The sequence below is a fragment of the Photobacterium salinisoli genome (assembly GCF_003614885.1).
Lineage (GTDB): Bacteria > Pseudomonadota > Gammaproteobacteria > Enterobacterales > Vibrionaceae > Photobacterium > Photobacterium salinisoli.
In genome coordinates this window covers 390,105-406,040 of the sequence record NZ_QZMS01000007.1, presented here as the reverse complement: position 1 = coordinate 406,040, position 15,936 = coordinate 390,105, and the positions used below count along the sequence as shown (strand labels likewise).

Sequence of the window (15,936 nt, the reverse complement as noted above, 5' to 3'; positions counted from 1 at the left end):
CCTGCTTTACCGCTTTTACCGCCAGCAAAGCCATGCGTTTAGGTATATGCTTTAAATTAATACCAAAAACAACCTGTTACCCTCATGGTGGCTTATGAAAGCATGGACTCTGACTGAACCCAACGGACTGGACAGCCTGCAGCTGACACGTACTACCCGCCCCAAACCCGGTGCAGATGAAATCTGCATCAAAGTGGCCGCGATGGGCCTTAACCCGATTGATTACAAGCTGGCAGACTGGGGATACGCCACCTGGAACTACCCGCAAATCATCGGCATGGACATTGCAGGAACCGTGGAATCCGTTGGCCTTAATGTACGCCAGTTTAAACCGGGAGACAGGGTATTTACCTTTCTCGACCCGCGCCATTGCGGCGGTTTCGCTGAGTATGCCTGCTGTAAAACCGGGGCCGTCAGCCGCCTGCCTGCAGCTGTCAGTGTTGAACAGGGGGCGGCTTTACCTTCTGCCGGTTACAGTGCCTGGCTGGCGGTACATGATAAGCTCAGACTGAAGCCGGGGCAGCGAGTCGCCATCACAGGTGCCGGTGGCGGCGTGGGCGGTTTTGCGGCCCAGTTAGCCAAACTGGCCGGCGCCACTGTGTATGCCATTGCCGCTGAAAGGCATCACGCCAGATTACTCAGTTATGGCGTCGATGCCGTCATTGATTCGGATCATGACAATGTGGCCATGAAAATCATTGAATTAACCGAAGATAACCTGCTGCATGCTGTGATTGACTGTGTTTCTGCCCGCTCAGGAAGCATTATGAGTGCGCTGATTCGCTTCAACGGCCAGATAGTCATGGTGGCCGATCAATTCAATCAGGTTCCTTTGCTGGCGACAACAAAAGCACTCAGCATGCACGAAGTGGCGCTACATGGCACCTATGCGCATGGTGCGCCCGAGGATATCCACCATCTGTCTGATATGGGGAACAGCATGAGCAACCTGATCGCCGAAGGAAAACTGGATCCTATGATAGATAAGCTGTTTTCCTTTGAGCAATTGAAGGAGGGACTGGCGCTGCTGCACAGGCAGCAGCACAGCGGCAAACTGGTAGTAGTACTGGATTAAAAAAACGAGTGATAAGACGGTATCAGCGTTTCATTTTTTTAATCTTATTATTGACCTGATATCTGTCTTCAATCAGTTCATTCACAAACGGCGAGAGAGTTTCCGGGTTGGCGCAGATCCAGACATGCTCTTTGGCCCTGGTCATCGCGACATAGAACAGACGGCGCTCTTCCGCATCGGCAATGCCTTCGTTACCGCCAGACTGCAGACAAGCCAGCAAACCTCTGTCGCGATCCTGGGCCGGGAACACGCCGCGGTTCACATTGAGCACAAACACAAAATCTGCTTCGCGGCCCTTGCTGGCATGGCAGGTCATAAATTGCAGATTAAGCTGTGGCCACTGACTCTGCCAGTCGGCCAGCTTTTCAGGCCGTTGATCGTGATTGCGTCCCAGCAACAGCACGCTGGCTTCTTTTTTCACTTTAGAGGCAAGCTGCACCAGTTCCTGTTCCAGCAGGTCCTGCGCCAGTAAGGTGACTGCCTTTCGCTTCTGTTTTTTCACACTTGCCAGCGATTTTTTCAGTTGCTGCGGATTTTGCTGAATAAACATATTGGCGACTTCACCAATCATGTTGTTAAAGCGGTAAGTAGTGTCGAGTTCCATGACATGGCTGGCACCAAAACGCTGCTCAAAGCCAGTGGTCAGATTGACATCGGCACCGGCAAAGCGGTAAATCGCCTGCCAGTCATCTCCAACGGCATATAAGCTGGGGGCTAAGTTGTCCGTTCCCGGTACCTGGCAAATAGCATCGATCAGCGCCAGCCGGTGTGGCGAAATATCCTGGTATTCATCGACCATGACAAAACGCCACTGCGGAATGAATTTGCCTTGTCTTACATACTCAGTGGCCGTCTGGATCATGGTATTGAAATCAATCTGGCGATTGGCTTTCAGGTGCTGGCTGTACACCTTGTAACACGGCCACAGCAGGGCCAGTTCGCTTTTCATCTGAGCTTTATCACCACTGCCCATGGCACTGTCGACCATGGCTGATAATTCCGCTTTGTTGCCACCTTGCTGGCCCATCAGCTCAATATGGCGCCATACCCAGTTCAGCAAGGGTTCGCTGCGCGCCTGTTCTTCGATGGAATTGTCACCACGAAAGCCCGGTATGCGCCACTGTGTCAGGTGCTTTTGCCAACGCTTTGCCGCCGTCTCGTTCTGCCACTGATCTTTGAGCAGAGCAGACAACCATTCATTACGGGCTTGTTCATCCTGTACTAACGGCGACACGCCCGGTAATTGACCTTCAACCGCCTGAATAATCTGGCAACCCAGACTGTGGAAGGTCGCCACTCTGATCTCGCGGCCGACTTTGTCTTTCAGCCGCTCGCTCATTTCTTCCGCCGCTTTTCGGCCAAAGGCTAACATCAGAATATCGTCCGGCCCGGCTTGCTGGCTGGCCAGCAGGTAACCGGCCCGGGCCACCAGCACACTGGTTTTGCCAGAACCGGCCCCGGCCAGTATCAGATTATGGTCCTGATTCAGCAGCACGGCCTGCCGCTGAGAATCATTGAGCGGTGACGATTCAATCCGGTCAAACCAGGACGACCACTTCTCGGTTTCTTCCTGTATCCAGGCAGCATTGGTTTCACTGACCCAGTCTGCATTGTCTTCGAGCCAGGGGAATATCTGTTCAAATGCCATTGGACGAAATGAAGCGGCCAATTCATCCGTCAGGCCTGTTTCAGACAAGGCATTATGGAGCGATTGTTGTAAGTTCAGGTAATCGGAACGGCGTTTATAGCCAGGCTGGGTGATAAATGCGTCGATGCGGGCCAGCATCTGCGGCAGGTGGGCATCCAGTTTTTCGACCCGCCCTTTCGCCCATTGGCGGTAAGTGTCCACCAGATGGTGGGCGAAAGCTTGACACTCCGCCCAGGGCAGCCCATGCACAGTCCAACTTGCCGTCTGATCTGCCGAACTCAGTTCCATTGCGCCCCACAACACCCCGCGGTGCAGCGTCACTGAACCATCCCAGTCATCAAATGACAGGACTTCACTGTTTTGCAGGCTTTCCAGAACAACCTGTTCTTCATCCAGTTCAATACTGCAATAATCGCCCTGCACTAACCATTGTGCGAGCCTATTGGCCGTTAATCGCATTGTGTTACCTGACACCTTGATTCACTCAGCGAGAAGATTATCAAGAACTGCGCACAGACCATAGCGGTAAGCGCTTTATTTACGTAAAATTTGAGACAAAAATGCCCGCTGCTTCAATGAACAACCCTGTTTATTATCAGCATCGACCGGATACCCGATGACAAAATTTTCTCTGCAAACCACTTTTCGACGTTACTGGGCAAAAGACCGCCTTCATCTCAGTGCCCGCGTCGCATTAGCCTTGATTGGCGCTGTCGTACCCTGCTGGTATCTGAATGCAACCACTGCAGTCACTCCATTGGTATTGGGGATCATTGCAGCTGCACTGGCAGAAACCGACGATAATCTGGCCGGCAGACTGAAAGCACTGGCAATGACCTTGCTGTGTTTTCTGATTGCCTCACTATCGGTTGAGTTACTGTTCGATTACCCGGCGCTTTTTGCCGTCGGGCTGTTCTCATCCAGCTTTGGCTTCATGATGCTGGGCGCGATGGGCACCCGGTATGCCAGCATCGCTTTTGCCTCCCTGCTGCTGGCTATTTATACCATGCTGGGTGCCGAAAGCAGCCAGAATTTATGGTTTCAGCCCGCCTTACTGCTGAGCGGTGCCATTGGCTATGGCTTGCTGTCGATTTTGTGGCAGATGCTTTGGCCAAATCAGGCGGTTCAGCACAGTCTGGCTAATGTCTTTGCTGCCCTGGCCGATTATCTGGATGATAAAAGCCGCTGGTTCCGTCCGGTCGACAGCCTTGATCCGCAACAACTGCGTATTCAGGCTGCAGCCAGCAATGCCAGAGTGGTGTCGGCACTCAATCAGGCCAAACAAACCTTGCTGAACCGGGTTAAACGGGTGCAACACAACCAGCGAGGCCACCGCTTTCTCAGCCTGTATTTCCATGCCCAGGACATTCATGAGCGTATCAGCTCCTCCCACCAGCGCTATCAGGATCTGGCAGCGGCTTTTCGCCGCAGTGACATCTTGTTCCGTTTTCAGGATCTGATGCAGCAGCAAGCAACAGCATGCCGCAATATCAGTAGCAGTCTGGCAATGGGTAATTATTACCGGCACAGCCTGGATAATAGTCTGGCGCTGGACGAGCTGAAAGAATCCCTCAGCTTTCTTAAATCGCAGAATAATCCCCAGTGGCGAGCTTTCCTGACTCAACTGGACTATCTGTTCAATAACCTCGCGACCATTGAACGTCAGCTCGTCAACCTGAATAATCCGGACGTAGCTGAAGCACAGGAAGATACTGAACTGGCCGATTCAGAAGCCCATACTTTCTCCGGTTTATGGCAACGGGTGAAAAGCCAGTTGCACACTGACAGCCAGTTGTTTCGCCATGCGATACGTATCGCCACAGCACTGACGGTAGGCTACGGCGTAATTCATTTGCTGGACTTACAGCACGGATACTGGATTCTGCTCACCACATTGTTTGTCTGCCAGCCCAATTTCAGCGCTACACGTCAGAAACTGACGCAGAGGATCATAGGGACGCTCGGTGGCCTGCTCGTTGGTCTGCCGCTGCTGTATCTGTTTCCCGGCCAGGAAGGTCAGTTGGTACTCATGGTACTGGCAGGGGTGGCCTTTTTCGTGCTCCGTAACCACAAATACACCCTGGCGACAGGGTTTATCACGTTGCTGGTGCTGTTTTGCTTTAACCAGTTAGGGGCCGGCTTTGCGGTGGTGTTACCCCGCTTGGGTGATACCTTACTGGGCTGCCTGCTGGCCGTACTGGCTGTGGTCTATATTCTGCCCGACTGGCAGTCGCGCCGTTTACATAAAATTATGGCGGCTGCGGTGACGACCAACCGCGACTATCTGGCACAAATCATCGGGCAATACCGAATAGGTAAAAAAGACAGCCTGAGCTACCGCGTTGCCCGCCGCGAAGCCCATAACACCGACGCCCAGCTCAGTACTGCCATCAGCAATATGCTGGCAGAGCCGGGGCGTTACCGGCTGGCCATTGAAGAGTGCTTTCGTTTTCTTACTCTCAATCATGCGATGCTCAATTACATCTCGACCTTAGGTGCGCACCGTACACAAATTGATGAACACAAAACCCACAAGTTAATTGCGCAGGCTCACAGTCAGCTCCATGTTCAGCTTGATACGCTCGCCCAGCAACTGGCCGACAAGCAATGTGCGCCGCCACCGGAATCGGACAGCAGTCTTGAGCAGGCACTGGCAACTTGGCGGGAAGGGGATGATCAGTCAGTGCGCCTGATCCTGCAGCAACTGTTTCTTATCCAGCGCATGATGCCGGAGCTGTATTCGCTGGCCAATAAGCTGGCCGCCAGAACGCAGCAGACCAGCGATACTGATACAGAACATAAAACCAGATAACTTCACCTTTCACTGATAAAAAATCAGTCAATCACACCACCTCAGGCGTATATTTTCTTCATTTACGCCTGAGATGGTATAGAATCCCGCCCATCTCACTTTCCTGACTCACATTCACAGACAATGATTGATCTCACTACACTGCCATTATACCTCACTGCGGTGGTTGCCCTGTTGCTGGTACCCGGTCCGGATATGCTGCTAATCGCCAGCTCAAGCCTGAGTTACGGTAAACGCGTCGGCCTGTTTGCCAGTCTGGGCAATGCCACTTCCGGACTGGTGCTGACCGTACTGGCCGCGATGGGGGTTTCTGCGCTCATTGCCATGAATCCCCTGGCACTGGAAGCGCTGCGTTTTCTGGGCGGCGCATATCTGCTAAAGATGGGCTGGGACTGTCTGCGCACGACACCGGCTGACTCTCCCACCGTTGGCGGCCAAGGTGGCCTAGCCCGGGCGCTTTTCCGCCGCGCCGTGGTCAGTAATTTGCTTAACCCCAAGGCCTTGATTTTCTTTGTACTGTTTCTGCCTCAGTTTGTCTCCAGCCAGATTGAAGCCAGCTCAGGTGAGCAGATGCTGGCGCTGGGTCTGCTGCTGAACATCATGGGGCTGGCGTTTAATCTGCTGCTGGTCGTTCTGGCTGGCACCCTTGGGCGGCCATTACTGAATAACCCAAGCTTCCGGGCGAACCAGAATAAGTTCATGGGCTGCATCTTCATCGTGCTGGCCATCTGGCTGCTGATTTCGCAGTTGCCACAGGTATAACGCGCCATCTTCAGGCGGTGATCACCGATGTAATAAAAAATGGCCTCCTGATCCCAGTGAGGCCATTTTTTATGGTGACTGCCCAATCAGGTAAAGAGCCAAATCCGGCTTTCAAAAGGCCGCAGCCTTCCGGTCAGGCTGATCTCGCCGGCTTCTTCATCGTCATAGTTCGCCAGCAATGTTTCCCCCCGGCTGACAGACAGATCAGACAAACAGCTCAAATTAAACGCCACCCTGTCGGCGCTGTAGTTATTCAGGCAGATCAGTACCTGCCCATCGCACTGCCTGCGATACACATGCAGTGCCTGATCCTCCGGTAATAAATCCGTGTAATCGCCATCTGCTATCACACTGATTTTCTTACGCAGTGCAATCAGCTGTCGGTAATAGTGGAACACGGAGTCCGGATCGGCCATCGCCTGCTCCGCATTGATAGCCGGATAGTTAGCAGCAACGTCAATCCAGGGTGTCCCCTGGGTAAAACCGGCATGGTGACCGCTGTCCCACTGCATCGGGGTACGGGAGTTGTCCCGCGAACGCTCGGCCAGGATCGCCAGCGCATCCGGTTCGCTGAGCCCCTGCTCCTGAGTCAGAATCCGGAACATATTGATGCTTTCCACATCACGATACTGAGCGATATCCGAGAAGCCGGGATTGGTCATGCCCAGCTCTTCGCCCTGATACACGTAGGGAGTGCCCTGCATCATGTGCAGTGACGTGGCGAGCATTTTAGCTGACAGTTCACGGTACACCCCATCATCACCGAACCGGCTCACGACCCGAGGCTGATCATGGTTACACCAGAACAAGGCACCCCAGCCTTTGTCATGCAACCCCTGCTGCCAGTGACTGAACAACTGTTTCAGTGCCAGAAAATCCATTGGTGCCAGTTTCCACTTTTCACCATTCGGGTAGTCGACTTTCAGGTGATGAAAGTTAAACACCATAGACAGTTCTTTACCGTCCTGTGCTGAATACTGCTGGCAATGAGCCAGTGTGGTCGACGACATTTCCCCCACAGTGACAGAGCCGTACTGCTGAAACACATCGGCACTGATTTCCTGAAGATACTGATGCACTTTCGGCCCATCGGTATAAAAACGACGGCCATCGCCTGTGTCGTCGTCGGGGAAATCCTGCTGCTTGGAGATCAGGTTGATGACATCCAGGCGGAAACCGTCTACCCCTTTTTCGGCCCAGAAGCGGATAACCCGTTTCACTTCCTCGCGCACTTGCGGGTTTTCCCAGTTCAGGTCGGCCTGCTCTTTGGCAAACAGGTGCAGGTAATACTGCTGTGTCGGTTCGTGCCATTGCCAGGCATTGCCGCCAAATTTTGACTGCCAGTTATTCGGTTCGCCGCCATCCACCGCATCGTGCCAGATATAGTAATCACGATACGGGCTGTGCTTATCCGCCAGCGCCTGCTGAAACCAGGCATGCTCAGTCGAGGTATGATTCACCACTATATCCATGATGATGCGAATACCCCGCTGGCGGGCAGCATCCAGCAGACGGTCGAAATCTTCCATGGTGCCGAAATCCGGGTTGATGCTGTAGTAATCGGAAATATCGTAACCGTTATCCACCATGGGTGAGGCATAGACAGGAGTCAGCCAGACAGCATCCACCCCCAGCGTCTGAAGATAATCCAGACGCTGCGTAATACCTTTAAGATCGCCTGTGCCTTTGTTGCCGCTGTCGGCAAAACTTTTGGGATAGATTTGATAAACCGTCGCTGTTCGCCACCAGGGCTGAGCTGTCTTCGTCATGTTACTTAACCTGTAGAGAGAAAACGGCAGCCGAAACACTGCCGTTGTAGGTGATTGCCGTTACGCTGTTTGTGGCTGCTGTTCGAGTTTGCCTTTCGCGGCGGCACGCTTGTGCATCACAATCGTCAGCACCAGCGGCACCAGGATAGCCACCAGCATCGCCAGCAGATAGATCAGCCAGTACTGAGGCTGAATGGACAGAATACCGGGCAGACCGCCCACCCCAATGCCGTTGGCCATCACACCGGCGGCGCCGCAAATCGCCGCGGCCAGCGCTGAACCTGTCATCGCACACAGCATAGGGAATTTATATTTGAGGTTGATCCCGTACATGGCCGGTTCCGTCACCCCCAGGTAAGCTGAAATCGCAGCGGGTACGGAAATCTCACGCTCATTTTCTTTCTTGCTGATGATAATAATGCCCACCACGGCAGATGCCTGAGCAATATTAGACAGTGCAATCAAGGGCCAGATTGGCGTTCCGCCCATGTCCTGCATCAGCTGTAAATCCACGGCGTTGGTGGTATGGTGAATACCGGTAATCACCAACGGGGCGTACAGGAAGCCAAATAATACGGCCCCGAGAATCGCAAAATCGCCTGTCATCGCCGCTTTAGCGACAAACGCCACACCGTCGCCCAGCATGCGTCCGAACGGACCTATCAGCGCATGAGCCAGCACAACCGCCGTTACCAGCGAAATAAAGGGAACAATAACCAGGTATAAATAATCCGGGATAATGCGTCTAAGATTGGTTTCAATAAAGGCTAACGCAATACCGGCCAGCATGGCGGGAATCACCTGAGCCTGATAGCCCACTTTCTCAATCACAAACCAGCCGAAATCCCACACTTCCGGCACTTGCTTACCTATCAGATAGGCATTCATCAACTGCGGCGAAACCAGGGTGATCCCCAGTACTATGCCCAAAATAGGTGTGCCGCCCAGTTTTTTCACGGTTGACCAACACACCCCCACAGGCAGGAAGAAGAAAATCGCTTCCCCGATCAGCCATAGAAAAGCATGCACCTGCGCCCAGAAAGGGCTGATCTGGGTAAGGGTTTGGCCATCAAACATCGCGATATCGCCGATGACATTTCTGAAACCGAGGATCAGGCCGCCGGTGATAATAGCGGGTAGCAGAGGTACAAAGATTTCGGCCAGGTGAGAGATACCGCGTTCAAGCAAGCTCATATTCTGGCGGGCAGCGACCTTTGCCTCGTCTTTACTGACGGCTTTATCACCTAACATCGCGTTGAGCTGCTTGTACACCTGATCAACTTCGGTACCTATCACTACCTGAAATTGCCCGGCGTTGGTAAAACAACCTTTCACCATGGGAATGGCTTCCAGCTCTGGCACACTCGCCGCTTTCGGGTCTTGCAATACAAACCGCAACCGGGTCAGGCAGTGGCTGACACTGACGATGTTTGCCTCGCCGCCTATTCTGGCGACCAGCTGCTCTATCTGCTGCTTATCTATTTTACTCATGCCAATATCCGTCTAAGTCGTAAGGTACACAGGGTATTGTTATTGTTTTTTGCAATTATGGGAATGTTCCCAACCAACAGGCTCAATGATGAACCCGATAGAAAAAATTGAAAATGGGAATGTTCCCATTTTGTGTTTCAGCTCACGAAGCGTGTCATTTTATTCAGAATAGACGTTAAACAGGGAATATGTGCCTGAATGCTCAGGCACGCAATCAGAAGAGCAAACGGGAACGCTGCACCAGGTGGGTGACATTCGCGCTCTGGCGAAGATGCTGTAAAAGCAGATCGGCGGCGCGCTGACCCGCGTCAAAATATCCGGGATCGACACTGAAGGTGTTGGGAAACATAAACTGCAGCAGATCTGTCGCCCCGACACCAGACACCAGCACATCGGTCCGGTTTAACTCTTGCAGCCTTTTCGCCACCCCCATCGCCAGGGTATCACTGGCACAGACAATGGCCTGGGTTTGCGTGGAAAGTACAGCGTCTGTTAATGCGTAAGCACTGTCATAACTGAGCTCGCCGGTTTGATAACAAGGCTCAATGTGCTGCTGCTCGCAGGCTTCCAGATAAGCATCAAGACGTAACTGCCCTGTTGTCCGGTCGGCAGGATCAACACCAATATAGCTGATATGTTTGAGGCCCTTGCCGGTGAACTGAGCCATCGCCAGGGAAATCATACCCTTGTTGTCGTAGCTGACAGATGAGACAGAATCGGTATCAACGGCAATCACAACGGCACGCAGCGTAAAGCTGTCTAAAATAGCGCAATCGAACCCGGAGAAACCAAATACGATGATTCCGTCGACATTACGCTTTTCCAGTACCGCAATGTGCTCGCGGGTTTTATCGGTGCAGAACTGGCTTTCCATGATAACGGCATCATAGCCAGCCGCGTAAATGACCTCCAGAATACCACGCACCGCTTTATTTTCTGACGGAGAGTCCAGCCGTGACACAAGAATACCAATGACCCGGCTGGTACCGCCGCGCATCGATTGGGCTGACTTAGACGGCACATAGCCGGATTCACGGATCACCTGTTCGACTTTTTCACGTGTCGCCGGTTTCACACGCGGGTCGTGTGTCAGCACTCTGGAGACGGTTGACTTACCCACCCCAGCCAGTTTAGCAATATCCAGAATAGTCAGTTTTTGTGCCTGTTTTTGTGTCATAGCGCCCTCAGTTCAATACGTCCCCGGGAAAAGGGCTTCAGGTTCACAGCCTGTATAAACGCTGTATTGTCACAGTCTTAGAGACAAATGCAATGCCTTTATACCGCAACATCCCCTCACACAAAAAATGCACCGAATTGACAATACACCAACAAAAACGGCTGAGATATCCGATACTTTCTTTAAGTGCTTGAAATAAGTTTTCCATGCACCCATATAAAATAAATACTTACTCACCTCCTGGTGTCGGCCGTTTCTGGCTTGTGGTTCTTTGCCGGTATCAGCCGAAGTACTAAAGGATAATTATGATTACTCATGTTGGCATTATTGATCAGGACCCGGTCAGGCTGATCACTTCCCTTTTAGACCACGGTGTACCAGCCGGAAAGATGATATTTATCGGCACAGAAGCGCAGCAGGAAACCTATGACCGCCTGAGTTCGATATTGATACCCCGCGATATTGAGACTGAATTTTTCACCATTCCTGACTCCATCAATATTAAAACCCTTCGCCAGAGACTCAATGAACTGGCAACCCGTTTAAAAGAGTCAGACAGTGAGGTTTGGTTTAATGCCAGTTGCGGCCTACGCCACCGTTTGCTGTCTGCCTATGAGGTGTTCAGGAGCTACCAATGGCCGATTTATGTCATTGAACCCTACAGCGATGAAATGTGCTGGCTGTATCCCGCCGGCCGGGAGCAACAACAGGTTGAAGACCGCATCCAGCTTACCGATTACCTGACTATCTTCGGCGCGCGTGCCGAATTGCCCGAAACAAGCGTACCGGAAGCACTCAATCAGCAGCTCTGGGATCTGGGGCAACGTTGGGCAAGCTCAGCGCTGGAACTTGGTCCGGGGCTGGCGACACTTAACTATCTGGCAACTACCTGTCGCAAGGAACAGAAACTGGATGTGGCGCTGAGCGACAAACAGCAAGGATATAAAGAGCTGGCTTTGCTGATTAATGACTTGCAGGAAACGGGTCTGGCGAATTATGACAACGGCATTCTGACGTTCAAACACGAAGAAGCCCGACGCTTTGCCAACGGTGAATGGCTGGAGAACCTGGTTCACAGCACAGTCCGGGCTATTCAGAGCAAGCTGCCGACCATACAGGATCACTCGCTGGGTGTTCAGGTATATCGTCAGATTGGCGATCGGGAAGTACGCAATGAGCTGGATGTGGCGACTGTCGTGAATAACAAACTGCATATCATTGAGTGTAAAACCAAAGGCATGCGGGATGATGGCGATGATACCCTGTACAAGCTGGAATCCCTGCGAGATTTATTAGGCGGCCTGCAGGCGCGTGCCATGCTGGTAAGTTTCCGTCCGCTTCGTCATCATGATCTGATACGGGCCGAAGATTTAGGGCTGGCGATTATCGGCCCCGAGCAACTGGGTGAGCTGGAGCAGCATCTTCATACCTGGTTCAAAGCGGCCGGCGGTCAGGCCAACCGGCTGCTGTGATCGCCTTTCGGCAGGTATAAAAAAACCGATGCACAGGCATCGGTTTTTCTTTTCTGTTTCTGACAATGAATTACTTATTCAGCATACGACGTGCAGCGTCAACAACCACACGGATTGCACGTGCTTCTGTTTCTTTCAGCGTCGCGTGATCAGGTGTCTCTTTCTGAGTACGGTTGATAATCACACCCGCCACACAGCCAGCACGCAGACCCGAGCTAGCACACATGGTCAGTAAGGTGGCTGATTCCATTTCAAAATTCAGCACGCCCATGTCCTGCCATTCTTTCATCGAACCCTGGAAACGACGGACCACACGGCCAGAGAAAGTGTCGTAACGCTCCTGCCCCGGATAGAAAGTATCGCTAGAAGCTGTCACACCTGTGTGTACCCCTGTGTTTTCCGCATCACACGCTGCTTTCATCGCCGTTGCCACGTCGAAATCAGCCACTGCCGGGAATTCCATTGGCGCAAAGTGCAGACTGGCACCGTCCAGACGCACAGAGCCAGTGGTCACTATCATGTCACCCACGTTGATATGCGGCTGAATGGCACCTGTCGTACCGACACGCAGGAAAGTGCGCACCCCCAGTTGGGCCAGCTCTTCAACGGCAATTGAGGTTGATGGGCCACCGATACCGGTTGAACATACCACAACAGATTTACCATCCAGCTTGGCACGGTACAGCGTGTACTCACGGGCACTGTTTAAAAACTCAGGCTCATCCATCAGATTGGCGATTTTTTCAACACGTGCCGGGTCGCCGGGAATAATGGCAATTTCTGCGCCCTGAAGATCAGCTTTGGTAACACCCAGATGGAATACCGCGGTCTCAGACATAATTCAATCCTTCATTGTTTAGCTCACTGTATGTGGCTGGATATCTTATTGGGATCTTATTCAACAACTTGAATTCATAATACCCGCTAACCATAGCTCATCACCGCCGCCTCATTAGTGATTAAAATCACACTAAAGGCATAATGAAATGCAACAGAATCATAAAAACAGATCACTCGTCACACTAATATGCAATCTGATTGAATTTTCCTATCGCCACTCAACGTTAAACAAACAGAGCCTGCCTAGTCTTTGCTTACGCAATCAATATCAACAGTTGTGGTATTCAGATTCTGAATAAAAAAAGGCTCAAGCCAGCGCTTAAGCCTTCTGATTGTAGCCCTGTCTCAGCCTGATCGCCGGACCAGAGTCACATTACGCCCCTGGTTTAAACCGCAGCAATCTCAACGCATTCACAGTGACCAGCGCTGTGGCACCGCTGTCTGCCAGTACGGCAACCCACAGCCCCGTCCAGCCCAGTAAGGTGGTCATCAAAAAGATCAGCTTCAGGCCCAGGGCCAGACTGATGTTCTGACGGATATTAGCCAGTGTCATTCGCGACAGGGCAATCATATCCGGTAATTCGTTAAGACGGTTATGGGTCAGTGCCGCATCTGCGGTTTCCAATGCCACGTCCGTGCCGCTTCCCATCGCGATGCCAACACTGGCCATTTTCATCGCCGGGGCATCATTGATGCCGTCGCCCACCATGGCCACTTTATAGTTACGACTCCACTGAGCAACTTCAGTCACTTTATCTTCAGGTAACAGGCCAGCCCGAAAATCGACACCGATCTCCGACGCGATCGCCTTGGCAGCCCGCAGATTATCACCGGTTAACATCACACTGCGAATGCCTAACGCTTTGAGTCTGTCTACCGCCTCCAGGGCATCTTCACGCAGGTTATCCCGCCAGGCGATCAGCCCGACCGGTACGTTATCGCGCAGCACCACCACCAGCGTTTTGCCTTCATCACTCAGGTTATCTATATCCGCCTGCTGGGATTGGGTGATCCGATCGGGATCGTCAAGACGATCTGTGGCGAGAAGGTGAATAACAGTGCCATCAATCACACCCTGTATTCCGCGACCGGGCAAAGCTTTACGCTTTTCAGCATGCGGCACCGCCAGACCCTGCTGCCGTGCTTGTTCGATCACAGCCTGCGCCAGCGGATGCAGCGATCCGGTTTCTATCGCAGCGGCTTCGCTCAGCAGTCTTTTTTCATCCCCTTGCCAGACAAGCACATCGGTTACCCGCGGTTTGCCCCGCGTTAAGGTGCCTGTCTTATCAAACGCGACTACCTGCGTCTGGCCCAATTGTTCCAGTGCCGCACCGCCCTTAATGAGGGCACCACGACGCGCCGCTGCTGCCAGTCCCGAGGTAATAGCCGCCGGCGTTGAGATCACCAGGGCGCATGGGCAGGCAATCAAGAGTAATGTCAGTCCTTTATACAGCCATTCATCCCAGGACAGGCCAAAAAACACAGTTGGCACCAGCACAATCAGCGCCGCCAGTATAATCATCGCAGGGGTATACCAGCGGCTGAAACGATCAATAAAACGTTCTATCGGTGCTTTACTGGCTTCCGCGTTTTCAATCAGGTGCAGTATACGGTCGATGGCATTTTCACCCTGTTCAGATTCAACCTTGACCCGCACCAGATGATCGGCCGACAGTGAACCGGCTAGAATTCGCTCTCCCGCAAAACGCTCTACAGGTACTGACTCGCCGGTTAATGCACTTTCATCAAAGCTGGCGGCCTTATCAAGCAATATGGCATCGGCGGGTAACCGGGCGCCCGGTGCCACTTCAATAATATCACCGGGACGGAGTTGATCGGCGGCCACTTCATGTACCTGGCCGTCGGTACCGACTCGCATCGCCGTCTCAGGCACCAGCGCCATGAGGGCTTTTACCCCGCTGCGGGCACGGGCAGACGCATAACCTTCCAGTTGTTCACCAATGAGAAACAGCAGTAACACCATTGCCGCTTCGGCCGTTTCCCCCAAATACAGCGCGCCAACAGCAGCCACGCTCATCAGGGTTTCAATTGAGAATGGCGAGCCGTTTTTAGCGAGTTTGATGGCTTTACCAATAATCGGCGTCAACCCCACCAGCGTGGTGGCTGAGAATGCAATCAGCCCTAAAGAGTCAGACTGAGTGGAGATGACATAAGACAGAAAAACCAGGGCGGCAGTCAGCGCGAGCATGCCATATGTCTGGATGAATCCCGGGGCTGGGGCATCTTTACTCTGTTGCGGCCGGCGCAATGGAAAGCCCGTAGCTTTGGCGGTGGCCTCCACCTCAGACATCATGTGCGATGAACTGGCGGCAACCACAAGTTTCTCTGTCGCAAAGATCACCGAGGCCTGGTCAACACCGTCTATCGCCAGAATGGCTTTTTCCAGTTTTGCAGCACAACTCGGACAATCCATGCCCTGTACTTGCCAGCTAAAACGCGAAACAGTAGTTGATTCAGTGGATGCCTGATGAGGAGCACTTGTACTATCCGACAAGGAATGAGTGGCAGCGGAGCCTGATGGGGTCATATGGGGAGTAATTTGCCGGATACCGGACAAGGCAGCGGCCTTGTCACCACGCGGCTGTGTCGACAGTAAAGCTCGCCGCCTGGCGGGGTCGCTCTCTTCACTGCCTCCTGAGTCGCACGCTCCCTCACAACAGCTTGCCGTCACAGAAGCGGACTGGCCACATGCAGCCGATACCGCCACTGTCCCCTGCTCGACACGTACACTGCTGCCAGTATTGGAAGGTTTGATTGTATGGATGTGCGGTTTTTTATTATGGCATTGATGACACATACTGTTATTCCTTATTCAGTCAAAGTAGCTTCTGTGTAACTATAAACCTTGGAGTTACCTCCAAGGTCAAGC

At 52.7% G+C, this 15,936-nt stretch carries 10 protein-coding genes; 4 read left to right on the top strand and 6 right to left on the bottom strand.

What is annotated here, in order from left to right; translation table 11 throughout:
• The first annotated feature begins 94 nt into the window (after nt 1–94).
• Complete coding sequence (locus D6M16_RS02575; protein WP_120510435.1) at nt 95–1,075, top strand: alcohol dehydrogenase catalytic domain-containing protein; 981 nt, start codon at nt 95–97, stop codon at nt 1,073–1,075.
• A gap of 22 nt (nt 1,076–1,097) precedes the next feature.
• On the opposite strand, the gene helD is transcribed toward D6M16_RS02575, so the two are convergent.
• Nucleotides 1,098–3,197, bottom strand: coding sequence for a DNA helicase IV (helD, locus tag D6M16_RS02570; protein ID WP_240435512.1), 2,100 nt, complete (start codon nt 3,195–3,197; stop codon nt 1,098–1,100).
• Between the two features lie 142 nt (nt 3,198–3,339).
• Here helD and yccS point away from each other — a divergent pair, with 142 nt between their 5' ends.
• Together yccS and D6M16_RS02560 are read left to right on the top strand one after the other, a co-directional pair.
• On the top strand, nt 3,340–5,535 hold the full coding sequence (gene yccS / locus D6M16_RS02565; RefSeq protein WP_120510433.1) for a YccS family putative transporter: 2,196 nt from the start codon (nt 3,340–3,342) through the stop codon (nt 5,533–5,535).
• Nucleotides 5,536–5,658: 123 nt separating this feature from the next.
• Nucleotides 5,659–6,297 carry a LysE family translocator gene (locus tag D6M16_RS02560; RefSeq protein WP_120510432.1) on the top strand — a complete coding sequence of 213 codons (639 nt, stop codon included), beginning with the start codon at nt 5,659–5,661 and terminating at the stop codon, nt 6,295–6,297.
• Nucleotides 6,298–6,383: 86 nt separating this feature from the next.
• Here the strand turns inward: D6M16_RS02560 and treC are convergent, their stop codons facing one another.
• The 3 genes from treC to treR all read right to left on the bottom strand — a co-directional run bounded on the left by treC (nt 6,384) and on the right by treR (nt 10,734).
• The gene (treC, locus tag D6M16_RS02555) at nt 6,384–8,066 is read right to left on the bottom strand and encodes an alpha,alpha-phosphotrehalase (RefSeq protein WP_120510431.1); all 1,683 of its coding nucleotides are present in this window, start codon (nt 8,064–8,066) and stop codon (nt 6,384–6,386) included.
• Between the two features lie 60 nt (nt 8,067–8,126).
• A complete protein-coding gene (gene treB / locus D6M16_RS02550; RefSeq protein WP_120510430.1) occupies nt 8,127–9,557 on the bottom strand; it encodes a PTS trehalose transporter subunit IIBC in 1,431 nt (476 codons plus the stop codon).
• A 214-nt stretch (nt 9,558–9,771) separates the two neighbouring features.
• Nucleotides 9,772–10,734, bottom strand: coding sequence for a trehalose operon repressor TreR (gene treR, locus D6M16_RS02545; protein ID WP_120510429.1), 963 nt, complete (start codon nt 10,732–10,734; stop codon nt 9,772–9,774).
• A gap of 305 nt (nt 10,735–11,039) precedes the next feature.
• Between treR and D6M16_RS02540 the strand changes: the two genes are divergently transcribed.
• Nucleotides 11,040–12,206 (top strand): Card1-like endonuclease domain-containing protein, encoded by a 1,167-nt coding sequence (locus D6M16_RS02540; RefSeq protein ID WP_120510428.1) that lies wholly within the window; start codon nt 11,040–11,042, stop codon nt 12,204–12,206.
• 70 nt (nt 12,207–12,276) lie between these two features.
• Here D6M16_RS02540 and udp read toward each other — a convergent pair whose 3' ends face one another.
• Nucleotides 12,277–13,044: a uridine phosphorylase gene (gene udp / locus D6M16_RS02535; protein ID WP_120510427.1), complete on the bottom strand. Its 768-nt coding sequence runs from the start codon at nt 13,042–13,044 to the stop codon at nt 12,277–12,279.
• Nucleotides 13,045–13,419: 375 nt separating this feature from the next.
• Complete coding sequence (locus D6M16_RS02530) at nt 13,420–15,864, bottom strand: zinc/cadmium/mercury/lead-transporting ATPase (protein WP_120510426.1); 2,445 nt, start codon at nt 15,862–15,864, stop codon at nt 13,420–13,422.
• Nucleotides 15,865–15,936: the final 72 nt, after the last annotated feature.